This is a genomic window from Frankia sp. CeTa3Moorea (assembly GCF_978021225.1).
Genome location: NZ_CDXDOR010000033.1, coordinates 14662 through 38627 on the forward strand (window position 1 = coordinate 14662; position 23966 = coordinate 38627).

At 70.8% G+C, this 23966-nt stretch carries 21 protein-coding genes; 5 read left to right on the forward strand and 16 right to left on the reverse strand.

Annotated elements, in window-relative coordinates; translation table 11 throughout:
- Positions 1–23 precede the first annotated feature (23 nt).
- Positions 24–1376, reverse strand: a complete 1353-nt coding sequence (locus AC08OV_RS08685) for a D-arabinono-1,4-lactone oxidase (protein ID WP_476612508.1) — start codon at positions 1374–1376, stop codon at positions 24–26.
- A 388-nt stretch (positions 1377–1764) separates the two neighbouring features.
- On the opposite strand from AC08OV_RS08685, the gene AC08OV_RS08690 reads away from it, so the two are divergent.
- The 3 genes from AC08OV_RS08690 to AC08OV_RS08700 all read left to right on the forward strand — a co-directional run bounded on the left by AC08OV_RS08690 (position 1765) and on the right by AC08OV_RS08700 (position 4832).
- A complete protein-coding gene (locus AC08OV_RS08690) occupies positions 1765–3423 on the forward strand; it encodes a class I adenylate-forming enzyme family protein (RefSeq protein WP_476612509.1) in 1659 nt (552 codons plus the stop codon).
- Between the two features lie 272 nt (positions 3424–3695).
- Positions 3696–4265, forward strand: a complete 570-nt coding sequence (locus tag AC08OV_RS08695; RefSeq protein ID WP_476612510.1) for a helix-turn-helix domain-containing protein — start codon at positions 3696–3698, stop codon at positions 4263–4265.
- Between the two features lie 3 nt (positions 4266–4268).
- Positions 4269–4832, forward strand: coding sequence for a hypothetical protein (locus AC08OV_RS08700; RefSeq protein WP_476612511.1), 564 nt, complete (start codon positions 4269–4271; stop codon positions 4830–4832).
- On the opposite strand, the gene AC08OV_RS08705 is transcribed toward AC08OV_RS08700, so the two are convergent.
- Together AC08OV_RS08705 and AC08OV_RS08710 are read right to left on the reverse strand one after the other, a co-directional pair.
- Positions 4748–6013 (reverse strand): acyltransferase family protein, encoded by a 1266-nt coding sequence (locus tag AC08OV_RS08705; RefSeq protein WP_476612512.1) that lies wholly within the window; start codon positions 6011–6013, stop codon positions 4748–4750. The genes AC08OV_RS08700 and AC08OV_RS08705 overlap by 85 nt on opposite strands.
- 166 nt (positions 6014–6179) lie before the next feature.
- Positions 6180–7013 carry an SDR family oxidoreductase gene (locus AC08OV_RS08710; RefSeq protein WP_476612513.1) on the reverse strand — a complete coding sequence of 278 codons (834 nt, stop codon included), beginning with the start codon at positions 7011–7013 and terminating at the stop codon, positions 6180–6182.
- A gap of 425 nt (positions 7014–7438) precedes the next feature.
- Here AC08OV_RS08710 and AC08OV_RS08715 point away from each other — a divergent pair, with 425 nt between their 5' ends.
- Entirely contained in the window at positions 7439–7675 is a 237-nt protein-coding gene (locus tag AC08OV_RS08715) for an acyl carrier protein (RefSeq protein WP_462187307.1), read from the forward strand.
- A gap of 257 nt (positions 7676–7932) precedes the next feature.
- Here AC08OV_RS08715 and AC08OV_RS08720 read toward each other — a convergent pair whose 3' ends face one another.
- The 4 genes from AC08OV_RS08720 to AC08OV_RS08735 all read right to left on the reverse strand — a co-directional run bounded on the left by AC08OV_RS08720 (position 7933) and on the right by AC08OV_RS08735 (position 14679).
- The gene (locus tag AC08OV_RS08720) at positions 7933–8340 is read right to left on the reverse strand and encodes a PIN domain-containing protein (RefSeq protein WP_476612514.1); all 408 of its coding nucleotides are present in this window, start codon (positions 8338–8340) and stop codon (positions 7933–7935) included.
- On the reverse strand, positions 8337–8576 hold the full coding sequence (vapB, locus tag AC08OV_RS08725; protein ID WP_476612515.1) for a type II toxin-antitoxin system VapB family antitoxin: 240 nt from the start codon (positions 8574–8576) through the stop codon (positions 8337–8339). Before vapB ends, AC08OV_RS08720 begins: the two co-directional genes overlap by 4 nt.
- A gap of 282 nt (positions 8577–8858) precedes the next feature.
- Positions 8859–13394, reverse strand: coding sequence for a cation-translocating P-type ATPase (locus tag AC08OV_RS08730; RefSeq protein ID WP_476619524.1), 4536 nt, complete (start codon positions 13392–13394; stop codon positions 8859–8861).
- 124 nt (positions 13395–13518) lie between these two features.
- On the reverse strand, positions 13519–14679 hold the full coding sequence (locus AC08OV_RS08735; RefSeq protein WP_476612518.1) for a hypothetical protein: 1161 nt from the start codon (positions 14677–14679) through the stop codon (positions 13519–13521).
- A 189-nt stretch (positions 14680–14868) separates the two neighbouring features.
- Here AC08OV_RS08735 and AC08OV_RS08740 point away from each other — a divergent pair, with 189 nt between their 5' ends.
- The gene (locus AC08OV_RS08740; RefSeq protein ID WP_476612519.1) at positions 14869–15744 is read left to right on the forward strand and encodes an SDR family NAD(P)-dependent oxidoreductase; all 876 of its coding nucleotides are present in this window, start codon (positions 14869–14871) and stop codon (positions 15742–15744) included.
- Here AC08OV_RS08740 and AC08OV_RS08745 read toward each other — a convergent pair.
- The 9 genes from AC08OV_RS08745 to AC08OV_RS08785 form a co-directional block, all read right to left on the reverse strand.
- Positions 15632–16699, reverse strand: a complete 1068-nt coding sequence (locus AC08OV_RS08745) for an LLM class flavin-dependent oxidoreductase (protein WP_476612525.1) — start codon at positions 16697–16699, stop codon at positions 15632–15634. The genes AC08OV_RS08740 and AC08OV_RS08745 overlap by 113 nt on opposite strands.
- A 74-nt stretch (positions 16700–16773) precedes the next feature.
- Positions 16774–17352: a hypothetical protein gene (locus AC08OV_RS08750; protein ID WP_476612520.1), complete on the reverse strand. Its 579-nt coding sequence runs from the start codon at positions 17350–17352 to the stop codon at positions 16774–16776.
- 86 nt (positions 17353–17438) lie between these two features.
- Positions 17439–18515, reverse strand: coding sequence for a hypothetical protein (locus tag AC08OV_RS08755; RefSeq protein WP_476612521.1), 1077 nt, complete (start codon positions 18513–18515; stop codon positions 17439–17441).
- Positions 18516–18644: 129 nt separating this feature from the next.
- Positions 18645–19130 carry a hypothetical protein gene (locus AC08OV_RS08760; protein WP_011434820.1) on the reverse strand — a complete coding sequence of 162 codons (486 nt, stop codon included), beginning with the start codon at positions 19128–19130 and terminating at the stop codon, positions 18645–18647.
- Positions 19131–19377: 247 nt separating this feature from the next.
- The gene (locus AC08OV_RS08765; RefSeq protein WP_476619525.1) at positions 19378–19713 is read right to left on the reverse strand and encodes a hypothetical protein; all 336 of its coding nucleotides are present in this window, start codon (positions 19711–19713) and stop codon (positions 19378–19380) included.
- Positions 19710–20264 (reverse strand): hypothetical protein, encoded by a 555-nt coding sequence (locus tag AC08OV_RS08770; protein WP_476619526.1) that lies wholly within the window; start codon positions 20262–20264, stop codon positions 19710–19712. Before AC08OV_RS08770 ends, AC08OV_RS08765 begins: the two co-directional genes overlap by 4 nt.
- Positions 20261–20740 (reverse strand): OmpA family protein, encoded by a 480-nt coding sequence (locus tag AC08OV_RS08775; RefSeq protein WP_476612523.1) that lies wholly within the window; start codon positions 20738–20740, stop codon positions 20261–20263. The genes AC08OV_RS08770 and AC08OV_RS08775 overlap by 4 nt, the downstream gene beginning before the upstream one ends.
- Before the next feature lie 140 nt (positions 20741–20880).
- Positions 20881–21891: a class I SAM-dependent methyltransferase gene (locus tag AC08OV_RS08780; protein ID WP_476619527.1), complete on the reverse strand. Its 1011-nt coding sequence runs from the start codon at positions 21889–21891 to the stop codon at positions 20881–20883.
- 74 nt (positions 21892–21965) lie between these two features.
- Positions 21966–23825, reverse strand: coding sequence for a protein kinase domain-containing protein (locus AC08OV_RS08785; protein ID WP_476612524.1), 1860 nt, complete (start codon positions 23823–23825; stop codon positions 21966–21968).
- Between the last annotated feature and the right edge of the window lie 141 nt (positions 23826–23966).

Below are 23966 nucleotides of genomic sequence, written 5' to 3' on the forward strand. Positions count from 1 at the left end.
TGCCGTGGCGTGCCGTGGTCAGGTCACCGAGCGTTGGGGGCGCCGGCCGGTGAGCCGAGGACGCGGTCGAGGTACGCGTTCGCGAACACCCCGGTCGGGTCGGCGGCGTCGCGCACGGCCAGGAAGTCGTCGAAACGGGGATAGAGCCCACGCAGCGTCGCCGCGTCCAGCGAATGCAGTTTGCCCCAGTGCGGCCGGCCGCCGACCGACAACATGATTTTCTCGGTGAGGTCGAAGTAATCGCCGTGCGCACCGCGGTGATCCATGTGCACGGCGATGTAGGCGGTGTCGCGGCCGTACGCCGTCGACATCGGGATCTCGTCCGCGGCGGCGCATCGGACCTCCACCGGGAAGACGGCGCGCACGTCCGCGCTCCCCATGGCGTAGACCAGCTCACGCAGCGTCGCGGCGAGATCGGCACGGGGGAGGGCGTACTCCATCTCTTTGAACCGGACCCGGCGGTGGGAGGTGAACACCCGGTAGGACAGGTCGCGGAACGTGCGGCTGCCCGACGCCCGCGCGCTGACGTGCGCGATGGGCCGCACCGCCGCGGGCATCCGCCGGCCCGTCGTCATCAGCGCGCCAAAGAGGGTGTTCGACACCAGTTCGTCGTCGACCCAGCAGCGCAGCCGGGGCAGCGGCGCCAGGCCGTCGTCGAGCGGACGCCGCTGACCGCGTCTGACCAGGGCCGTCGTGGTGTGCGGAAACCACGAGAAGCGAAGGTAGTCGGTCTGGTCGACGAGCTCGTCGTAGGAGTCGAGGACCTTGTCCAGGCGCATCGGGCCCTCCTGGACCTGCAGGGCGAACAGCGGCACCGCCTGCAGGGTGACCGACGTGACGACGCCGACGGCACCCAGGCCCAGCCGGGCGGCGGCGAACAACTCGGGACGTTCGCCGCGTGAACAGGTGACCACGCTGCCGTCGCCGAGCACCACCTCGAGCGCCCGGACCTGGGTGCACAGGCCGCCGAAGCGGGCCCCGGTGCCGTGGGTGCCGGTTGAGATGGCACCCGCGATGGTCACCTCGTCGACGTCGCCCTGGTTGGTCAGGGCGAGCCCGGCCTCCGCGAGCAGCCGGTTCAGCCGGCGCATGGTCATCCCACCGCGCACCGTCACCAGGCCGCTGCCGCCGTCCAGGGCAACGAGGTCGGCGCACCTGTCCAGGCAGACCTGGACGGAGCCCGGGCCCGGGCGGCCGATGGCGCTCATGGAATGGGACGATCCGATCGCCCGGATCTGATGACCGTCCCGGATGGCGGTACCGACCAGGGCGGAGATCTCCTCCGCGTCGCGGGGGCGGGCGAGGCGCACCGACCGGACGGTCTCATTGCCCGCCCAGTTGCGCCAAGCCGAGGACTTACCAACGGGCGAGCCCATGGGCACCTCCGTCTGCCGGGACCGATGGCCGCGGTCCGGGGCCGGTCCGGAGTCGGGACCGGCCACCATCGTGAACCGAGCCTTCCCGGCTTCACCACGCGGGGGGCGGGTGATGGCCGTTCACAGGGCGATGCGTCGTCCGACCTCCGTCCGGGCGGGATGGACCGGTCCCGTCTCCCGCAGGTATGCCGAGCATGGCATCCGACGGTGGTTCGGGCGTCCGTCGTGACGCTGCGGGGTGACGTCCTGCCGGTACCTGCTGGTCTACGAGCGTGTCGCGGTGCACCATCACGAGGGCACGGGGCGCACAGGCACGGGGCGCACAGGCACGGGGCGCACAGGCACAGGGGCACACAGGAAGACACGGCTACGGAAGGCGGATCGTATGATGACCGCAACCGGATCTCGTCCGGCCGGGATCAGCCTCGGTCGGCTCGCCGAGCTGGCGCAGGAACGGACCGGCGGCACGGCGGAGCTTCGCTTCGAGGGACGCGACCAGACGTCGGGGGAGTTGCTGGCGCGGGCCCGCCGGTTGTCGGGCGGCCTGCGGGCGGCGGGTCTGCGCCGGGGCGACCGGGTGGCCGTGTGCATGGCCAACTGTCCCGAGGTGGGTGTCACCTACCAGGCGGTGTGGCGGGCCGGTGGGGTCGTGACCCCGGTGCTGTTCCTGCTGACCGAGCACGAGCTGCGCCACGTCCTCGTCGACAGCGGAGCCCGGTTCGTGGTCACCACACCCGAGTTCCTGGACCGGGTCCGCGCGGCGGTCGGCGACGGCGGCTCGGCGGTGCGCGCCCTGATACTGGCGGACGGGGACCGACCCGGCGTCTCCCCGCCTCCGCCGCAGTCCCCGTCCCCGCCACGATCCATGCTCCAGGCCGGCACACTCCGGGTCGGGCTCACCACCCCGGTACTGCGCTTCGCCGATCTCGAGGCCGGCGAGGAGAGTCCGGTTGTGGAGGTGGATCCTTCCGACATGGCCGCGCTGCTCTACACCGGCGGCACGACCGGGCGGGCGAAGGGGGTGGTCCTCTCGCACGACGGGCTGTCCGCGGGTGGCTGGGCAGCGATGTCGGCCACCCCGGACGAGAAGTTGGCCGGCCTGCTGCCGCTGCCGCTGTCCCACGTCTACGGGCTGACGATCAGCGTCATGACCCTGCACATGGTGAACCCCGGACCGATGGTTCTCATGCGCTGGTTCGAGCCGCGGAGCTGGCTCGACCTCGTGGTCGAGCACCAGGTGAACATCAGTGCGTTGGTGCCGTCCATGGTGGCGCAGCTGCTCGCGCAGCCCCTGCACGACTACGATCTGTCGACCCTGCGGCGGGTGACGAGCGGTGGCGCGCCGCTGCCCCGGGAGACCGCCCTCGAATGGCGCCGGCGGCTGCCCGGCGCCGAGCTGGTGGAGGGATACGGCTGTACCGAGTCATCCGCGATCATCACCACCTCGCCGGTGGGCGGAACACGGCTCGGCAGCGTGGGCGTGCCCGCCCCCGGGGTCGAGGTGCGCATCGAGCTCCCCGACGGTTGCGATGCCGGTCGGGGCCAGGACGGGGAGATCTGCGTGCGGGGCCCGATGGTGATGACGGGGTACTGGCAGGCCCCGGAGGCCACCGCGGGGGCGCTGCGGGGCGGTTGGCTGCACACCGGGGACATCGGCCGGCTGGACCCCGACGGCTACCTGTACGTGGTTGACCGGATCAAGGATCTGATCATCCGGGGTGGTGTCAACATCTATCCGCGCGACGTCGAGGACGGCCTGCTCGCCCATCCCGAGGTCGCCTCGTGCGGCGTCGTGGGCCGACCGGACTCCCGGCGCGGGGAGGAGGTGGTCGCGTTCGTGGAACTCGTCCCGGGTGGCACCGTCTCCCCGGAGGAGCTGGTGCGCTGGGGCCGCGCCCGGCTGGGTCCCATCCGGTACCCGCGTGAGGTGCACATCGTCGAGGCACTGCCGCTCACCAGCAGCCTGAAGACCGACCGACGGATGCTGCGGTCGCTGGCGGCGCCGAGGTCGCTACCGGCCCCGGGGCCGCTGATGGCGCCGACCTGACCCGACGGAGCGGATGGGTTCGAGCCCCGGCTACGCTGCGGGCTGGCTTGCCATGCTCGCTGACCTTCCGTCAGCTTCGGCGTTTGCCGCGATGTCTGCCGGGGGCAACCCCCCGAACCCCCGATGTCGAGCTTCGCTCGACCCGACCCGGTTCGACCCTTCTCACCTTGTCCGCGGTCCTTGTCCCGCCCGATCTCGCGGGCTGTTGCTCGCTGCGCCTTGTTCGCTGTTCGGTATTGACCGAACAGCGAACAGCGTGAACGCTGGTCCGCGTGGACACCGAGGCCCTCGTGGTCGACGCCTTCTGCCAGCTCGGAGTCGAGGCCCGACCGCCCGCCTCCGGGCCCGATCGCGGGGTCGATCTCGTGCTCGACCCGGATGGTGTCGCGGTTCCCATCGAGCTCAAGCGCCGGTCGCTGGTGTCCGAGGGCGTCGCCGCGCAGCTGCTCGCGGCCAGCCGTCCACCCGGTGGATCGGGCGGCTTCCTTCTCCTGGTCGTCGCGGACCGGGTGACCGGGGCGGCCCGGAAGCTGCTGACCGAGCATCGGGCCGGCTACTACGACCTGCGCGGCCGGATCGCGCTTCGTTCGAGCAACCTTGTGATCGACGCCGAGGTCAGCCCGGTCACCGGACGCGGTGCGCGGACACGGGCCTTGAGCGGCACGGCCGGGCTCGAGGTCGCGACCGCTTTGCTCATGGAGCCGCAAGCGGGCACCGCCGTCCGGGAGCTGGCGCGCCGGCTCGGCCGGTCCGCCAGCACGGTGTCGGAGGTGCTGGCGGCGCTGCGGCACGACGGTCTTGTCGACGCCGCGAACGTCGTCACGGACTCGCGGCTGTTCTGACAGGTGGCCGAGCGCTGGCCAACGCCGCGCGCCTATCTCGCCAGACTCCCCGATCCCGGTGACACCAGCGGCGTCACCAGATCGCTGAGTCTCGGCCTGCGTGACGTGGAAAACGAGACCGGGTGGGCGTTGACGGACACGACCGCCGCCGCGGCGTACGGTGCCCCGGTCGCTGTCCGCGCCGACCAGGTGCCTGACTTCTTCGTTCCCGATCAGGCGGTGCTCCGGCGCGCGGCTACGCTTCTCGGCGCCGCTCCGGCGCCGGCCCAGGCGCGTGCCGCGGTGCGGGTCGCACCGGTGGCGGCCGTCTGCGCCCGTCGCGTCGATCTCCTGCCCGAGCGGTGGCGATGGCCGCTTGCGCATCCGCTGTTCGTCGCGCTCGATCTGGCTCAGGACGTGGGGCGTGGGCGCGAGATCCTCGACATTTTCGTGTCAGGCCCTGAGCTCCGGCCCCGCCGGGCTATCCATGGCCATGACCGCAGTCACGCCAGGTCCCGGGCCGCTGGCACCGCGCTCGCAGACTCCTGTGGGATCCGCGGTGGCACATCGGGCAGCAGGCTCCGGTAGGCATGACGGGGGGACGATCGTGACCGGAGTACCCCCATCAGCCATCGGCGGGCCGGGCCTTCCACCGTGTGATGCAGGACCGCGGCGAGGGCGAAGGACAGGGCGAAGTCGGCGAGGATGGCGAGCGCCGTCCCGGCCGCGGTGGTGGCGTCGACCCAGCCGAGTTCCCTGCTGATCGTGAGTGCGGCGGGGTGAACGAGATAGAAGGCGTAGGAGATCTCGCCGAAATAGACGAGTGGGCGGGAGCTGAACACCGGAATCCGGCGGCCGTCCGCCTCACGGGTGCCGGCCAGGAAGATGATGATGGCAAACGCCGGCAGTGTGAGCGTGTCGATGAATCCCTGTAGATGGCCGTAGCGGTAGCCCAGGAGTATCGAGACAACCAACCAGGCGCAGGAGAAGGTAGTAAGCATCCGACGCTGCCACGGCGTTGCGCGGGCACCCTCACGAGCCAGTAACCCAAGGGCCACGCCAAGGACGAACTCGCCGAGCCGCACCGCCGGGTTCGCGTAGGCGGCAAGATCGAATCGAGAGCCCGCGGCGCTAGCCACACATGACACGGCCGCGGCAGGGAGAACGAACAGGAGCGCGGTGCGGATGCGTTCGGGGTTGGTGCGGGTCGCGAACCTGCGGTACACGTATGGGAAGACCAGGTAGAAGAACGCCTCGCAGGACAACGACCACAGCACGGCACCACCCCAGCCGAAATAGATCGACTGGGTCGGGACCCAGGCCTGGACGAGGAGCAGACTCGGCAGGATGGAGAGGGGCTTCGAGCCGAAGTCCCCGAGCGTCTCCAGCGGCCACGCGATCGCGAGCCAGATCCAGATGGCGGCGAAGTACAGAGGATAGACCCGGGCGAACCGGCGCCAATAGAATTGCCCCACGGTGATCGGCCTGGCCGCCCAGGTGAGGACGAACCCCGACAGCACGAAGAAGAACGTGACGCCCACGTATCCGATGTTGCCTAGCACCGCGACCACAGGCAGAGTCCCTTGGACGTCTGCGTGGATGTGGCGGAGGAACACCAGAGTGGCGGCGACTCCCCGCAGGCCGGTCAACGTGGGCAGCTCCAGCCCGGCCTGAGACGGTGGGAGCTGCCGCGAGGGACGGAAGATCTCCTGCTGGGCAGATTCCGGCGAGGTCCTCCGGGTCAACGCGCCCCCTTGATCGTCAGCCATGCGTGCCGTCCCAGGCAAGGCCGCGGCGACACCTCGGAGAAACAAACACTAACGTAGGTGTTGAATTGTCTATCGAGCCCCGATCGGGTAAACATCGTGGCGTTGGCAGCCGGCTATCGGCCGGATCTGGGACCTGGCCGGCAGTCGCCGCACAGCGTTGTGAGGTCTAGCTCGTCTGCGGACGAGCTACGAACGAGTCCCTTGGTCCGGGTCCATGGGTGGGGCGTATCACGATCTCGGTGATACTCGCGCGGTCGGGAAGTGCCACTGCCCCGGTCACGGCGTCGGCGATGTCGTCGGGCGCGATGAGCAGGTCGGCATTCCACGCCCGCCCCTCGGCCTGGAAGATTTTTTGCTGCATGGGGGTCGCGGTGCGGCCCGGGAAGACCGTGCACACCCGCACCCCGGCAGCCGAGACCTCCGCCCGCAGGCTGTCGGCGATCGCCCGCAGGGCGTGCTTGGCCGCGGCGTACTGGCCGACGCCGGCGCCGGCGGACAGGCCCTGGGTGGAGTTGATGAACACTACGTCGCCACCGGTCCGGATGAGGTCCGGGATCAGCATCTGGGTGAGCACATAGGGTGCGCGCACATTGACGTCCAGCTGTTCGTCGAAGTCGGCCAGCGGGGCGTCGATGATCGCGCCGCGGTGGTAGGCCCCTGCCGAGTGCACCAGGATCTTCAGGTCCGTGGGCTGATCACGGACCATGTCGACCAGACAGCCGCGGTCCGCGGGATCGGTGATGTCCGCAGCCTGGTGGTGGATGGTCAGACCGACCTCGTCGGCTTCCTTGACCATCCTCGCCAGCACCTCCTGATCGCGACCGGTCGCGATGACAAGTGCGCCGGCCCGCGCCAACCGAAGGGCGACGGCGCGTCCGATCCCGCTGGAGGCACCGGTGACCAGTGCGCCGCGGCCGGCGAGCTGGAGCAGGTGGGCACATGGACTTCCGCCTGGCAGATGGTCGGCACAGGCGATAGCCAGGTTCTGCTTTGCCGTCACTGCTGGACGCTCCTCGGCAGAGTGGCGCAGGTCGCTAACCCGGACGAACGCGAACAGGTGGCCGCCGGGATCCCTGGACGGGCCCCGTCCGTCAGCGCGAACACGCGTCGATGCGAGTCGATCGCGGTCATCCGCGGCGAAGCAGCCACATCCCGCACAGCTGCGACAGTACCATTACGTAACGGTCGAGTATGCGTTGGCACCCGGGGGCGCGTCAGCTCTCCAATCCCCGCCGGGACGCCATCCCCGACGAACCAACTCTTACGTAACGGTAGAGTTTGACCTGGTGGACACGGGGTGCCATGACGAATCACATCGGGAGGGGCCGCAGAAATGATCAACAGAGGGGATGCCGGCGCTGGCGAAGGCGCCGCGGCTCTGCGGGAGCACGCACTGATCGCCGAGCTGACCGCGGTGCCCAGGTAATGACGCAGGAGCGGCTGCAGCAGATCTTCCGGGAGATCTTCGGTGACGACGACCTCGTCATCACCGACGCCACGACCGCCGCCGACATACCCGGATGGGACTCGCTCGCGCACATCAACCTCATCTATGCTGTCGAACGCGAGTTCTCGATCCAGATCGCCGACGAACGGCTCGCGAGTTTCGCCACCGTCGGTGACCTGCGCGAGCACATCGAGGAGCTCAGCGGTGTCCACTGAGACCGACAGCAGCGAACTCGGGGACCCCGGTGACGCCGGAGCGGGGCGGGGACATCCCGACGCCGAGCAGCCAAAGTCGATGACCGCCTGGCGGCCCGAAGTGGAACCGTCAACCGCGCCTTCGCCCGCGGCGCAGGCTCCGGCCGCCTCGATGAATCATGATGCCCGGGATACCGCGGACGCGGACGCGCGGCCGGTTGAGCACGAGCCATCCGCCGTCCAACTCGTGGGGTGTCATCGGCGTGGGGTCTGGAGGATCAGGACAATCGGCACAACGGTTGCCTGGTCAGGTCTGCGATCAGTTCGAAGTCCTTGTCGTGGTGCAGGAGCGTGAGCCCGGCGGCTTCCGCTGTCGCTGCGATCAGCAGATCGGGGACGCCCGGGGCCCGATGATGGCCGGCTGCGGCCAGCAGGCCTTGGACCTCGTAGGCGCGCCGGGCCACGGCTGCCGGTATGTCCCACTGGATGACCATGCGTGCGAGCGGCAGGGTGCCGAGGAGCCGGGCGTGCTCAGGGCCGTTGCGGGCCGAGTAGCCCACGTCGAGCAGCGTGACCGCGCATATGTGTACCAGACCTTGATCGACTCGCTGTGACCAGACGGGTTCGTCGAGATGGGTTGGTATGCGGACCAGCGCCGACTTGTCGATGAGCCAGCTGTCGGTCACGACCAGGCACCGCGCATCACGTCTTCGTCGGCGAGGTCCGAGATCAGGTCGTGGAGCTGCGCCCAGTTCTCCCGCCCAAGAGCAAGAGGGGGACGTGTGGCGCGTGATGCCCGCTCGGCTTCGGCGGCAAGCGTGCGGCGCAGATACTCGACACGCGAGATTCCGGCTCGGGCGGCGGCAGCGTCGAGCTCGGCGAGAACCGCATCGGGTACGTCACGTACGAGGATGTCGGCCACCGGCGCCACCTCACAGGTTCGATATCAGACTCCTCAATCAGGATATCATGACTGCTTCTGTGCAGGCACCTACCCTATTCACCTCGCAACTCACCTCGCACGTACCCAAAGGTGTCCTGATATGCGGGGGCGTCTCCGGGGGCGTCTGCGGGTCGTGCGTAAGGTCGGCCAACGTCTTCTCGGCGCGTTAAGAATATTTTCGTGGAGCCGCCAACGGATTTCCAACTAGCGTGCCACGGCTGTTGCCACGTAGGCGGGTTATCCACGACGGCAGAGGCAATGCTAGGTGGCGGACTGGGGCCTGGAGGACTGGAGCCTGGAGGGGGCCTGGAGGAAGAAGGAGAGCAACGTCCCCGCCAACGACGCGCCGATCGCGATCGACCAGCCCACCGGACCGAGCGGGGTGCAACCGAAGAACTGGCTGACGCCTGGCATCTGCACGATGGCGGCCAGGACGACCGCCGAGGCGACGATGCTCAGCAGGACCGTCCGGCTGCGGCCGCCGACGAGCAGCGTCTGGCCCAGTTGCGAGCCGACGAGCGCGGCGAGGCCGACCGTGTTCGCGTGCCGTCGGCGCCCGGTGAGGCGGGCGGTGATCCAGGCACCTGCGGCGGCGAGGGTCGTGGCGACCGTCCGCACCGCGATCTCCCGGTTCAGGGCGGTACCGAGGGAGCGCTCGGGGCCCTCGCCGAGGAGCTGTCCGGTCACCTCCGGATCCGGCTCGCGCAGCGCGACGGCCAGGGCCGGGGCGAGATCGGTGAGCAGATTGACGAGCAGCAGTTGCCGCGCGGACAGTGGCGATCGCCCGGTGGCCATGGAGCCGAGGAGGGTGAACGCGATCTCGCCGAGGTTCCCGCCCACGAAGATGCCCAGGGCCTGGCGGACCGAGGCCCACATCGAACGGCCCTCGACGAGCACGTCGATGATCGTGTCCAGCTGGTCGTCCGTCACGATCACGTCGGCGGCGGCCCGGGCCGCCGGCGTGCCACGCCGGCCCAACGCGAGGCCGACGTCGGCGAGCCGGATGGCGGGCGCATCGTTGGCGCCGTCGCCGGTCATCGCCACCGTCTTGCCCAGCCGCTGGTAGGCCTCCACGACCCGCACCTTGTGCAGCGGAGTGCCCCGGGCGATCACGGCCACCCTGGGCAGGACCGGGTCCAGGGCCTCGTCGTCCATGGCCTCGAGCTCGGCACCCGTCAGCATGATCTGGTTGTCGGTGAGCACTCCCAGCTCGGTGGCGATCGTCCTGGCGGTGGCCGGATGGTCTCCGGTCATCATCAGCACCTGCACGCCCGCGGCGCGTAGCGCCTCCAGCGACGCCCCGGCCGTGGTCCGGACCGGGTCGGAGAGGACGAGGAAGCCGAGGAAGGTCAACTCGGCCACGCTGTCATCGGTGACTCTCTCGTCCGCCGGTCGGGGCGCGGACCCCAGGTCGCGATCGGCTACCGCGAGGACGCGGTAGCCCGCGCCCGCGAGCCGGCTGTGCTCCTGGATGAGCCTCGCCCGCCGGCGGTCGTTCAGCGGTGCCGTGCCGTCGGCGGTCCGGAGGCGGACGCACCGTGGCAGCAGCACCTCGGGCGCCCCCTTGACGCTCAGCACCGTGGTCGTGCCGGCATCCCCCACTGCCGCGTGGTAGCCGCGGCCCGGCTCGAAGGGAAGCGAGGCCGTCGGCGACCACGCGGCGAGACCGTACTCGCGGGTCACCGCCGCCGCGGCCGCTCCCTTCTGCACCGCGCGGTCGGTCGGATGCGGCAACTTCTTCTTTCCTTTGCCGCGCGGCGTGGCGCGTAGCCCGGCGGCCAGCACCCGCCGATGCGTCGGTCCGAACTCGGTCGCCGCAGCGGTATGCGTGCCGTCCGAGACGGCGTGCAGGCGGATCCTGCCCTCGGTGAGCGTTCCGGTCTTGTCGAAACCCAGCACGTCCACCCGGCCGAGGGTCTCGATGGTGCGGGGGTTGCGTACCAGCGCGCCCCGCGCCGAGAGCCGTCGGGCGGCGGAAAGCTGGGCGGCGGTGGCGAGGAAGGGCAGCCCTTCGGGCACCGCCGCGACGGCGAGCGCTACCCCGGCGCTGAGGGTGTCCCGGATCGGCAGGCCACGGATCAACCCGGAGGCCAACAGTGCCCCGGCGGCGCCGAGCGCCACCGGAATGGTGAGATCGGTAATTGTGGACAGTCGCGCCTCGACGCCGCTGAGCCGGGCGGGACCGGCGGTTGCGGCCATGCTGCGCCCCGCCTCGGTGGCCGGGCCGGTGGCCACCACCACGCCGGTGCCCCGCCCGCCGGCGACGGTCGTTCCTTCGTAGATCATCGAGGAGCGGTCCGCCAGGTTGGCGGCTGCTACTGGTCCGGGCGACTTCGTGACCGGCATGGACTCGCCGGTCAGCGACGACTCGTCGACGTCGAGCCCCGTCGTCGACAGGAGCCGGCAGTCCGCGGGGACGACATCCCCGGCCCCGACCATGATGATGTCGCCCGGGACCAGGTCGTCCGCCGGCAGCTTGGTCTCCTCGCCGTCCCGCAGTACCCGGGCCGGAACCGCCGAGACGGCGAACAGTCGGGCGAGCGCCCGGTCCGCCCGTAGCTGCTGGACCGCGCCGGCGAACGCCGAGCCGATCGCGACGCTGAGCACCAGACCGGCGTCCAGCACGGAACCGGTCGCGGCCGACAGCGCAGCGCCGCCGAGGAGGACGGGGGTGAGCGGGTTGGCCAGTTCGGCCGCGAACGCCCGGACGAGGCTGGGCGCGGTCGCCTGCATCGACACCGCGCCGTCCTGGCGGCGTCGCGCCGCCTCCTCGGTGGACAGTCCACCGAGGAGGCTGTCCAGCCGAGCCAGGCAGTCCTCGGCCGGCAGGATGTGCCACGGGGTACGGGGGACCGCGAGCGGCGGGGGGCGGCGACCCAGTTCCCGCGCCGCCCAGATCCCCTCGCCGAGGGCGGCGGTGACCGCCGCGGTGACCATTGTCATGGCCCGGGACACCAGCCGCGGGTCGGCCCCGGTGAGCATGGCCAACGCGCCGGCACCCGAGCCCACCTGGGCGAGCCGCACCGCGTGCCGGCTCACCCGGGCGGCCGCGGCGACCGCCTCGACCACGAGGCTGGCGGCGGCCAGGTCATTCCCGACCAGGATGTGCGCCCCCCAGGCCGGCGAGCCGTCGTGGCCGTTCACACCGACGCCGCAGTCCGCGGTGCCGACCGCGGCCCGTCGGCGGGACACGACCAGGACGCCGCCGCGCTCGGCCTGCAGACCGCGGATCGCGCCGACGAGCCGGTCCCCCCCGGGTACCCCGGGAAGGTTGGTGTCCTCCGCTGTTCCGCCGGCGCCGGCGGGAAGGTCACCGGCGACGAACACCGCCCGCCCGGAACGGCGGCAGGCGGCCAGCAGGTGGTGGCTCCCCTCCGCCCGCCCGGGTACGATCGACACGATCGCCATCAGCCTGCTGCCCTGAGCCAGACCGAGCACCGTGTCCGCCCCGGACCGGGCCAGTTCGCGACGCTCCCGGACACCGGTCCGGCCGCGCAGGCCGAGCTGTTCCACCGGCCCGAGGGCCCAGCCCTCCGCGGTGGCGACGGTGCTGATACCGGCCGGACGGAACAGGGCGTGCGCGCGGACCGCGACGTCGCTGCGGTCCGCGCCGGCCAGCGGCACGACGTCGGCGATGATGCGTTCCTCGCCGCGCAGGACGTCGGCGTCGATGACGATGGTGTCGACGCGGTCGAGCACCCGCAGGGCCGCCGAATCCATGACGTGGACGCCGCGACGCGCCAGGACGCGGGTCAACTGGGCGGCGAAGCCCTCTCGCCCGACCCGGGCCGGGCGTGGCAGCGAGGTGGCGGCCAGCGCCGCGGCACGGCGCGGATTCCCGGTGGCGGCGGTGGCGGCCGCGAACCCGCCGAGCCCGGCGAGTACGGCGAGGTCGGCGTAGCGCTCCACGGGACCGTCCGGCAGCGGCCGCGGCCGTTCGGTCACCACCGGCTCGGCCGCGGCCCAGTCCGGATGACCGAGCAGCTCGTCCCGAGCCGCCAGGAAGGTGTCTCGGCGCGCACGCGCCTCGCCCAGCGTGACCATCCGGTAGCCGGCGTCGACCGCGAGACCGAGATTCCCCTGCGCCAGGGCGAGGGCACCGGCATTGACCAGCCCGAGGACGACGTCAGCCCGGCCCGCGCCGAGCATCTGCTCCACCCACCGGCGTAGCCGGGGTTGGGTGTCGACGAGGGTGACCAGCGATGCGATCTCGATGGGCAGTGGCACCGCCCGGGCGAGCCGGCCCGCTGACGCCAGCGCGAACGCGACCCCGTCGGCGGCCAGTGCCGCGGCCGTCCGGCGGATCGGCGCCGCGAACCTCGGCACCGCTCCCGGCCTCGGTTCGAGCGCGACGCCCTCCACCCGGCCGAGGGCCGCGACCAGATCGTCAAGGGTGGGGGGCGGTTCGGCGAGCCCGATCAGGACACATTGCAACGGCTCGTTGACCCGGGCCCACGCCACCCCGGGCTGATTCTCCAGCACTCGTTCCACCTGCCGGCGACGGGATTCGCCGGCCGGCCCGGAGATCCCACGGACTCCGAGACTGAGGAGGCGGTAGGCGCTGGCCTTCTCCCGCGGTTCGCCGGCCGCCGTGGAGCCGGCGATCTCGTGATCGACGCTGTCGTGATCGACGGCGCGGGGCGCGGGGGGCCCGAGCGCGGGGGAACCGGGCTTCGAATCCGGACTCCACCCGGTCCGGGCATGGGCGAGAACCGTATGGGCGAGAACGGGCTGGACCACCGCCCCCAGGAGGGCGCTCGGCGCGCGCAGGACGGTCCGGGCTGCGGGCAGACGCATCCGCGCGGCCTCCTCCTCCTCATTGCGTGATCATCGCGTGCGGCGGGCGCGGGCCACGGCTGCCTCGTAGTCCTACCGACTACCCTCTCCGCACGCTTACTAACTGATCGTTCTAGGCGGTCGGTTAGAACGAGGACCGGACGCCGTGGCTCTGCACCGCCCCTCGGGCGGTGGCCAGCGCCCGGGGCGAGAAGATGATGTTGGACTGGTCCATGAAACTGAAGGCGAACAGCCCGTCCAGGCTGAGCTTGCGCGCCTCGTCGCCGGCGAGCAGGGCGTGCATGTCCGCGTCCCAGACCGCCTGCGACCCCGACTTGAAATGCGCCACCATGACCGGGCCGTACTGTCCCAGCAGCTTCGTCATGTTCCGCACGTCGGCGGCGTTGGAATCGTTCCCCATCGCCTGGAAGCTCTGGAAGTCCGACGCCCGCAGCACGTCCGCGAAGTGTGTGATCAGGGAGCGGCCGCCGCCCTTCACCGGATCGTCCCAGCGGCTCTGCCAACCGCCCCAGCCCAGCGACACCCGGGCGTTGGGCGCCCCGGCATGGAAGATCTCCTGGGTCGCCAGGTACCGGTCCTGCAGAGCCCGGTAGTAGTTCGTGGTCTCGGGCGTGGCGGCCCACTCGTTGGACTGGCACGGATATGTCTGCAGCTCGGTGAAGAGCGTGACGTAGAGCGCCGGGCCGTTCGCGGGCCCGGCGAAGATCGAGGCGAGCTCGCGGGCGTCGGCGAGAAAGGCGCCGGACAACGGGTACTCCCGGCCGCAGGCGGGGCCATGGGAGGTCTGGAAGGTCCCCACGCTGCCGGTGCCGTCGAGCCAGACGACGAGATGAATGCCGTGGCCGGAATGGTAGACTTCGGGAATCAGGTCCGCCCGCCACTTCCGTAGGAAGCTCAGGTCGCCCGGGCCGTTGTACCAGGTGGTGAGAAAGTCCAGGTCTCCGGCGAGCGGCGAGGCGAGGGCGCTGTCGAGCGCCGGCCCGAGGCCGAAGCGCAGCTTGCCCGGCTGGGTCACCGGGACGGGTCGGATTCTCGCCGCCAACTCCCGCCGCCAGGGGCCGGGCCGCGGATCCCCGTCATCGAGTGGTCCATGGGTGTCGTGTGGTGTACGGGCGACGGGTAGGCCGGGAAGACTGGCCGCGCTGGTGGGCCCTGGCCTGTCCGGGCTACTGTCGTTGTGGCCGCGGTGTTCGTGACCGAGGGTCGCGATAAGAACGGCACTCATGGCGAGGAGGACGAGGACGAGTGCGCCGGGATGTCGCGACAGCCGACTACGTATGGACACGATCCTCCTGCCGCGGCTGCCGGGTAGCGGCGAAAGTGTAGTTGAGTAGACGCGCATCGGAGTTGTTTTTTTGCGGGCGAGTCGAGCGGAGCGGGTGAGGGAATCCGATGATGATGGCGTTTCCTGGCATCGCCCCGTGGCGCGCCTGGCGCGCCCGCCCGCGCGGAACCCCGGCTGAGCAGGAGAAGCATGACCGCCGACCCGGATCTTCGGATGAGCACCGCTCTCATCACCGGCGCATCCTCGGGCATCGGCGCGGCGTTCGCCGAGGCGTACGCGGACCGTGGAGCCCGGCTCGTCCTCGTGGCGCCGTCCGAACCGAAGCTGTGGATGGTCGCGGAGCGCCTCGCTGCCCGGTACGGCACCGAGGCGCACGTCATCGCGGTGGACCTCGCCGACGAGCGTGGTCCGGACCGTCTCGCCGAGGCGGTCGCCGAAGCGGGCCTGGAGGTCGACATCCTCGTCAACAACGCCGGGTTCGGGACACGCGGCCTTTACCATGAGCTGTCCGCCGACCGGGATCATCGTGAGGTGATGCTGAACGTGGTGGCCGTCGAACGGGTCGCGCACCTGTTCCTGCCGGGCATGGTGGCCCGGGGCCGCGGCACGGTCATCAACGTCTCCTCCACCTCGGGTTTCCAGACCGTCCCGTATATGGCCGTCTACGGGGCCTCGAAGGCCTTCGTCCCGTCGTTCTCGATCGGCCTGTGGGCCGAGTACCGTCGGCGGGGGGTCCGCGTCCTCGCGTTATGCCCCGGACCGACCGACACCGAGTTCTTCGAGGTGCTGGGAACCCGGATGTCCGCCGGTGGCCGGTTGCGGACCACGGACGAGGTGATCGCCACCGCATTCCGTGCCCTCGACCGCGGCCAGGCGTATGTCATCGACGGACGGCTGAACTACCTGGCCTCCAATGCCTCCCGACTGCTGCCGCGCGGACTGGTTGCGCGGATCACCGAACGGGTACTGCGCCCCGGCCGCTCGCGGTCGCCGGACCCGCCGACGTCAGTCCGCCGAGTTCGGCTACCAGCTCGTAGGAGCGGATCCGGTCCGCCAGCCGGGTGACGTTGGTGACGACCATGACCTCGTCGGCGCCCGTCTCGTCGAGCAGTGCGTCGATCCCCGCGCGAACCGTCACCGGGGAGCCGACGATGTGCGAGGCGGTGGCGGCCTCCGCGAGCGACCGCTCCCGCGAGGTCCACGGGTAGGCGGCGGCCTCCTCGGGTGAGGGGAACACCCCGGGGCGGCCGGTACGCAGCCGCAGCATCGCCAGCCGCTGCGGTCCGGCCAGCCACTCCGCGCGCTCGTCGTCGGCGGCGCAGAGTACCGCGGCGGCGACGAGCGCGTACGGTCGCTCCCGGCCGGGCGAGGGACGGAAGGACTTCCGGTAGAGCTCCAGCGCCGGCACTGTGTTCACCGAGCTGAAATGGTGCGCGAACGCGAACGGCAGGCCGAGCATGCCGGCCACCTGGGCGCTGTAGCCACTCGATCCCAGCAACCAGATGGGCGGCACCTCGGCCCGCGGGAACGCGGTGACGCCGTGCCTCGGGTGCGAGTCGGGGAAATCCCCCCCGGCCAGAAAGGTCGTCAGTTCGGCGAGCTGCGCGGGGAAGTCGTCGATGGCCGGCAGGTCGCTGGTGCGGCGCAGAGCCCGGGCGGTCGCGGGATCGGTGCCGGGAGCACGGCCGATACCCAGATCGATCCGTCCCGGGAAGAGGGTGCCCAACGTGCCGAACTGTTCGGCGATGGCGAGTGGCGCATGGTTGGGCAGCATCACCCCACCGGACCCCACCCTGAGGGTGGTAGTGGCCGCGGCAACCTGGCTGATGAGGATCGAGGTCGCCGAGCTTGCGATCCCCGGGATGCCGTGATGCTCGGCCAACCAGTATCGGGTGTATCCGAGCCTTTCGGCATGTCGGGCGAGTTCGAGCGTCCCGCGGACCGCGTCGGTGGCGGGGACGCCGGTGCCCACCGGGACGAGATCCAACACGGACAAGGGGACAGGTCGGGTCGGGCTCACGGCTGGTTGCAACGAAGCATCCGGCCGCGCTCTTCCCCGGGCACCGGGTACTTCCCCGGGCACCCCGGGGGCCATCAGCCGCCGACCGTCTCCATGTAGTCCTCGGCCACCTCGTCGAGATCGTCCGTCGGATAACCGAGGGCGACGCGCACCCGCCGCCGGCCGACCAGCAGGAGATCGAGCATGAAGTCGGGGACCGTGGCGTGTTCGCAGCGGTGGTAGCCCATGGTGAACCAGGCGTGGGCGTCGGTGAGCAGGCCGATTGACTCCAGGCTCTCGGCCACGGCCTCGTAGACGCCCGGATCGACCGACCGGGACGCCTTCAGCTCGGCCCGCAGCGCGGCCGCGTCGTCCGGCTGCCCGTTGCGCAGCAGGCCGTCATGCAGCCAGACGCGGGGATCGACCAGGCACCCGCCGCCGTCCGCCACCGCAGCCCGGTAGCAGCGGATCGCATCGTCCCAGTCGTCCGCAAGCCCGTACTGGCTGCCCGCGTCGACCAGCAGGGACGCCCGGGTGACGCGTTCGCCGTGCGTCTCGCTCCGTTCGGCCAAGGCCTCCAGAGTGGCCGCCGCGCCGCGATGGTCGCCGTTTCCCGCGGCCTTGAAGACGATCTCGTCTACGTCGTCATCCGAAAGGCCGTCATCCGAAAGCATGGGAATAGTGTCACCCCCGGTCGTGGGGCCGGCACGCGGGCGGCGTGCTCTTCGATGGCGGTCTCACATGGTACCCGTCGGCCGGATCAGGATCGACGGGCCATTTTGAGGGTCTTCTCCAACTGGTCGCGGTCCACCTCGGCGACCCGGCCGTTCGTCGGGACGGTCGGGATGTGGCCACCGCCGAGGACGAGGTCGGTGGTGTGTCGCAGGCCCATGTCCTTCTGCTCCACGTCAAGGATGGCCTCCTCGACCCGGTAGAGCTTCTCGATCCTGGAGACCTTCGCCTCGACCTGGGCCGCGACGATGCGCAGCCGCCGTTCGGCCTTGGCCAGCCGCCGTTCGAGTCGACGGTCGACGATGTTGGGCATCGGCTCGTCCCGTTCCGTCGGGTCGTGCAGGTAGAGCTCGACCGCGACGGCGACCAGCGGGATCAACGCCTGGAACACGATCACCGCGCTGCCGGTGCTCTCGCCGGCCGATCCCTGGGTGCGTACCAGCACCCCGGCGATGGACAGCAGCAGGAAGATCGCGGTGGTGAGGGTCAGGGCCAGCGGCGACGATTTCGACTCCACCAGCTGCTCGCGGATCTCCGGATCGATCTTGAATCGGCCCGCGTCGGCGTCGGCGAGCATCTGCTTCTGGGCCCGCGCGAGGATCGACGCCTTGATGCCGTGGGCGAGCGCCACCCCGGCGATGAACACAGCGACCCCCAGCAGGCCGCCCAGCCACCATTCGGGCCCGTACCCGCCGACGTCGGCGAGGACGGCGTAGGACTGGGCGAAGACGTAGAAGTCCAGCGCCGCGAGCACCGTCAGCACCGCGGCCCGGGCCGGGCCCGCCAGCGCCATCTGCGGGATGCGTTCCTGCACCCCGACGCTGCGCCACAGCCGGCCCTGTTCGACCTTGTTCTTGATCAGCTCGGTCCGCCGCTCCCGGCGTTCGGCCCGGGAGTCGATCTCCATCCGGAGTTCGGCGATCAGCTCTTCCAGGGTCCGCCCGTCGGCCCGGACCGCAGCGCGGACCTCCTGGACCTCCGCGTCCTCAAGGCTCTTGAGGACCTTCGGGCGGGTCTCGGCGCCCGCCAGCGCGATGTCGGCGTCTCCCACCCGGCGGATGAGCTGCTTGGCCAGACGCCCTGGCTGGTTTCCCCTACGCAGCACCTTGGAGGTTCCTACTTTCCGATCTCGGTCCTTCCGGGTTCGACCGGACGGGTTCGACGGGACATTCGACGAGAGGTTCCACGGAGCTGTCGGCGGCGTCGTCGGCTGCTGGTCGGTGTGGTCGGCGGGTCAGTCGATCGGACGGGCGAAGGTGCCGCCGACGAAGCAGAGCATGGCGCAGACGATGCCGAGCACCGAGGCGACCATCGCCTCGCGCGCACCCTGGGCCTCGTCACCGGAGAAGACCATGGTCAGTACGAGCGTGCCGACCCCGACGACCGCACCGACGGCCCCCAGCAGGAATCGTCGCTGGATGGTCTCCCGCGGCGGCAGCCTGGACAGCGCGTCGATCGGGGCGATCCGGCCGGCCCGGGCCTGGTTGCCCACGCGACGGCGGATGTCGCGCAGTCGGAAGGTGTTCCCGGTGATGAAGAAGCTGAGCGCGGTCACGATCATCGAGCCGGTGACGGAGACCTTCGCGAACGGCGACGACAGGGTCAGCCAGACCCAGATCTCCAGCACCGCGAGCATGAGCAGGCAGCTGGTGATCACGACCGTCGAGCGCATGAGGGCCGGGCTGAAATGCTGCTCCTCGGGCTCGTGAAGAACACCCATGGGTCGCCTCCTTGCGTGGGTTTCCACCGGTGCTGTCGCGATCATCAGTGGCTCGGATGTGTCGGCGTGGTGCGCGTCGCGGCGGATGCGGGCGGGGTGTTCCGGGATCTCGGGTGCCCCGGCGACGGTCGCGGCTGGACCGGAGGTGGCGGTGAGAGTGGTCAATGCAGTGCCGCTTTCGACGGGACCGGGCTGGTCGGGGGCATGAGGATGACGACGCCGGGTGTCCGGTCGGGGCGGAGCCGTCCTAGCTGCAGTCACTGCTGATCCGTCGGCACAGCTCGCCCTTGAGATAACGGGCGAGGTCCTGCTGCGGGCGGTCCGCCGATCCCTCGTTGACGCCGATGAAACGCACCTTGCCGTTTCCGACGGAGGTGATCTGCTTCGTCTCGAAGCACCGTTTGACCAGTGCCTCGGCGATCGACACGGAGGCCTTCTTGCCGTCGACGTTGAGGCAGTCGGACTCCTGACCGGTACCCAGGAGGTCCGTCCAGACCAGCACGGTCACCTTGTCGACCTTCACGTCAGGCGTGGAACGGACGGCGTTGATCTCATCGTTGATGCCGGCAAGCAGGCCCGTCACGCTGCCCTTCGGGCTGATCTGCTCATTAAGATGATGTGGTCGATCTCCTGGCTGAGCACCTTCGACGCGGCGAGCCGGTCCTTTTCCTCGCGCTGGTCGTTGTTCCGAGTGATCTGGAACATCCGGTCGCCGTGGAAGCAGTCCGAGTAGGTCATCGGGCCGCCGCCGCTGGCGACCAGCCGGATGTACTCGCCGTTCTCCAGCGCGGTGTCGAGATAGGGCTGGGCCCGGGCGGTCACCCGCCCGGCCGTCTCGGGTGAGTTGTCGGACAGGTCGAGAAGGATCAGTAGCAGGGATGCGCCGTTGTCCGGCGCCTTCTCCTGGTATCGGGTGCAGTCCAACGGAGCGGAGGCGTCGGCCTTGCCCAGTAGACCGCCGGTGTTGCAGGCGGTGAGCATCGGCACCGCGAGCAGCGTCGCCGCGACCAGGCCGGCGAGCCGCTTGGGCCGGGCCCGTCGCCGCGGCCCGGCAACCATCAGATCGTCCTTGGTCGCATCCTCGGCCGCCGCCGTGGGAGCGACGGGAACAGCGACGGGAAAATTGCTCGTCATCGCAGCACGATCTCCACTCGGCGCCGGCTCGCGTCGGCGACGCCGTCCTGCGCGCCTTCCTCGCCCTTGCCCTTGACCTCCAGCACCGAGCCGGGGATGCCCTGAGTCGCAAGCCACGACTCGACCGCCCTGGCGCGATCCTGCGACAGCCGTAGGTTGTCCTCGGTCCGACCCAGCCCATCGCTGTACCCGATGACCGCGATGTGGCCGGGGTGTTCACGGATCGACGGCAGGATCTGCCCCAACGCGGTCACGGCCTCCCTCCGGAGCTCACTGCTGTTCGAGTCGAACAGGTAGTCGGCGCTGACCGTCGTCACCTGGCTGCCGTCCGGCTGGGTGATGAACTTGCTCAACGGCGGCAAGGGATCAGCCTCGACGGCGGGCGCGATCCGGGTGGCCCGTGGCACCGGGGTGAACGAGGCGGTCTCGCCGCCGCTGGAAGAGCACCCGGCCATGAGCATCAGTGCCGCTGTCATGACCACGCCCGCGCACGCGCGGGCGGCCGGATTGCCGCGTCGCCTGAACGTGACATCTCCGGGTGTGGAGTGAGCGTGATACACGGCCTGCCCCTAACGGCGAATCCGGGGCTCACCATAACGGGGGGGATCGGGCCGTCTCACCGCACCCTGGGGCGTTGTGTGCATAGTGTGTCAGCCCGTTGCCGCGTTGAGCCGGTGGCCTGGTGCGCGCCGCATTCGTACTGATCGGCGCCCGATGCCCCGGAAGGGAGCTGAGTTACGAAGATTGAGGTGGAGGGGACGTAGCTGCCCCGGATCGGTCCCCACTGCCCCCAGGTCCGCTCCTGGCCGGGAGGCCATTCCGGTTCGATGACGTCGAGCAGGATCAGTCCCGCGGCGACGATCTCGCGGACCCGGTCGCCCATCGTGCGGTGCGTCTCGGTGTAGATCGCGGTGCCCTGCTCGTCGTGCTCGGTGTAGGCGCGTCGGTCGAAGTAGCTGTGGAAGACCCGCAGGCCGTTCTCGTCCGGGTCATCCGGCAGGCACCAGACGAACGGATGGGTCGTGGAGAACACCCAGCGGCCACCCGGCCGCAGCACCCGGGCGATTTCCCGCATCACGGTGCCACTGTCGGCAACGAACGGGACCGCGCCGAACGCCGAGCAGGCCACGTCCACGCTGGCGGCCGCGAACGGGAGCGCCGCGGCGTCCGCCTGGACGAGTGGCACGTTGATACCGGTGCGGATCCCGAGCGCGCGGGCCTGGTCCAGCTGACCGCCGGACAGGTCGAACCCCACCACCCGGGCGCCCTGCCCGCGCAGCCAGCGGGCGCACTGCGCGCCGCCGCAGCCGACTTCCAGGACCACCTTGCCGGCGACGTCGCCGAGCAACCCGATCTCGGACTCCCGCAGTCCCTCCGGGCACCAGCAGAAGTCGCTGTCGCCGAGGAACGCGCCGTGCTCCGACTGGTAGTCCGCCGCGGCATCGTCCCAGTAGAAGCGGCTCGCCCGGCGGGCCGTGCCCGGGTCGATGTCACGGTAGCCGTAGGCTGGCAGCGGCGCGGAGCCGTCCTGATCGGTGTGGCTCGGGCTGGTGCGGTCGGTCGGGCCGGTGGTGTCGATGCTGTCGATTGTGCCGGTGCTGCCGGCGATGTTGTCTGGACTTTTCACGGTGACCTATGCTGGCACCCGGGCCCGCGGCCACACCGCTCGGGATGGGCGTTCAGGTCACGATCGGGGCCTGTTTACGAAGCGTGATGGGTGACGGCCGCGCCGATCACCGCGCGGTCCTCGGTGATGGTGACCGGCGTGTACACCACCATGCCGGCGGGGTTGCGGTCGACGAGACGTCCGCGGCGGCTCTCCCCGACAAGACGGGCCCGGCCCTCCAGCGAGCCCACGCCCACCTCGTGGTCGGCCGGGCCGAACGGGCCGGTACCGACCAGCCCGGCCTGCTCGGGAACCTCGGTCACGTAGATCCGCACGATCGCTCCGGGCACGGTCGTCCAGCGCAGGACGGTGCCGCCCAGGGTGGAACGGGCCTCCAGATCCACCACCGCGCGCGGCCGTGTGACGACCCGCACCAGCACCTCCGCGGCACCCGACGGGGCGGCGAGACTATCCGAGGCGTCCGCCCCGGCGACCCACACCTGGTAGCGGTAGATCGCGCCGGGTGCGGTGTCCTGGTCGAGGAAATAGCCGTCGGATCCGCGGAACCGGCGCTTCGCGCCCGACAGCGGGGAGGTCTCGGCGAAGGTCCGTTCGATGACGACGCAGCCCTGCCCCGGAACCGGACGCCAGGACAGCGCGACCGCGTCGTCGATCATGCTTGCCCGCAGCGCCGTGACGGGCGGGAAGAGCGTGCGGGTCGGGGTGCGGACCGGTACGGACCGCAGCTGGCCGGATTCGCCGGACACCGTGGTGACCACCTCGTGCCAGTGCGGGACGCCCCTGGGCACGCCGGCGTCGAACAGCTCGGTGGCCGTGGTGATGCCCAGGCTGCGTTCGCGGCGGCCGCCGGGGGCCGTGGGATCGACGAGAACACGCGACACCCGGTAGGAGGCGCCCTGCGTGACCGACGGTTCCCATCGGAGCAGGACCGCGCCGTCCTGCTCCACCGCGGTGAGCTCCATCGGGGCGGCGGGATAGCCGGTCTGCGGCGCGTCGGGATCGACGTGCCCGCCGGACACCTGGCTGGGCACCTGGGTGGGCGCCGCTTCGGCGGTGGGCCCTGGATGCCAGGACAGCTCGTCAACGTGGGCCGCCCGACGCGGCGGATCGGCCCGGGCCGCCCGGGTGAGCAGCTCGCGCGCCCGGGCCGGGGTCATCCGCCGGCCGGGGTCCTTCTCCAACAGGCCGTCGAGCACCGCGGCCAGCTCGCCGGCCCGGTGCGCCGGGGCGGGCGGGTGCAGCAGGATGGCCGCGAGCATCGCGCCGAACGTGTCCCGCTCGAACGGCGGCCGGCCCTCGACGGCGAAGTACAGCGTGCCGCCCAGGCTGAACAGGTCCGCCTCGAAGGTGGCGGGCTGGTTGTTCAGCCGCTCCGGCGCCATGTAGAGGGGGGTCCCGAGGACACCGGTGACGGTGAGGGTCGGGTCGCCGTCGCCGGTGGCGATGCCGAAGTCGGTGAGCACGACCCGTCCGTCGGTCCCGATCAGGACGTTCGACGGCTTGACGTCACGGTGAACGATGCCATGCGCCCGTGCCGCGACGAGGGCGTCGAGCACCGCGCTCCCGATCCGGGCGACCTCGGCGACGGGCAGGGGCCCGTCGGACCGGACCACCTCGAACAGGGAGCGAGACGGCACGAGCTCCATCACGATCCAGGGCAGGCCGTTCTCCAAGAGCACGTCGAGGATGGTGACGACATGCGGATGGCTGCGAAGCTTGGCCGCGTGGCGCGCCTCCCGCAGGGCGCGTTCGACCCGGTCCGCGCGTTCGGCCTCGGCGACTCCGCCAGCGAACTCGATCTCCTTGAGGGCTGCCTCGGTCTCCAGCACGGAGTCGAAGGCACGCCACACCGTCCCCATCGCACCCGCACCCAGCCGCGCGACGAGTCGGTATCGGCCCGCCACCATACGGTTGCCTACCGGAACGGTAGCCACGACACCCCCTTGGCTTCCTCCATTGTCGCAGGACAGCTTCCCAGGTGGACGGAAATATCGAGACGCTGCCGAGCAGCCCGCTCGCCGGGAGCCCGTGGACCCGGGCACCCGCGTGACCCCGGGCCGGGGTCGGGTCGGGTG

Excerpts from the sequence above, each read along its gene's own strand:
- AC08OV_RS08740 (WP_476612519.1), top strand. The coding sequence starts at position 14,869 with ATGACCGCCGACCCGGATCTTCGGATGAGCACCGCTCTCATCACCGGC.
- AC08OV_RS08760 (WP_011434820.1), bottom strand. The coding sequence starts at position 19,130 with ATGGGTGTTCTTCACGAGCCCGAGGAGCAGCATTTCAGCCCGGCCCTC.
- AC08OV_RS08715 (WP_462187307.1), top strand. The coding sequence starts at position 7,439 with ATGACGCAGGAGCGGCTGCAGCAGATCTTCCGGGAGATCTTCGGTGAC.
- AC08OV_RS08775 (WP_476612523.1), bottom strand. The coding sequence starts at position 20,740 with ATGACAGCGGCACTGATGCTCATGGCCGGGTGCTCTTCCAGCGGCGGC.
- AC08OV_RS08705 (WP_476612512.1), bottom strand. The coding sequence starts at position 6,013 with ATGGCTGACGATCAAGGGGGCGCGTTGACCCGGAGGACCTCGCCGGAA.
- AC08OV_RS08750 (WP_476612520.1), bottom strand. The coding sequence starts at position 17,352 with ATGCTTTCGGATGACGGCCTTTCGGATGACGACGTAGACGAGATCGTC.
- AC08OV_RS08685 (WP_476612508.1), bottom strand. The coding sequence starts at position 1,376 with ATGGGCTCGCCCGTTGGTAAGTCCTCGGCTTGGCGCAACTGGGCGGGC.
- AC08OV_RS08690 (WP_476612509.1), top strand. The coding sequence starts at position 1,765 with ATGACCGCAACCGGATCTCGTCCGGCCGGGATCAGCCTCGGTCGGCTC.
- AC08OV_RS08770 (WP_476619526.1), bottom strand. The coding sequence starts at position 20,264 with ATGACGAGCAATTTTCCCGTCGCTGTTCCCGTCGCTCCCACGGCGGCG.
- AC08OV_RS08730 (WP_476619524.1), bottom strand. The coding sequence starts at position 13,394 with ATGCGTCTGCCCGCAGCCCGGACCGTCCTGCGCGCGCCGAGCGCCCTC.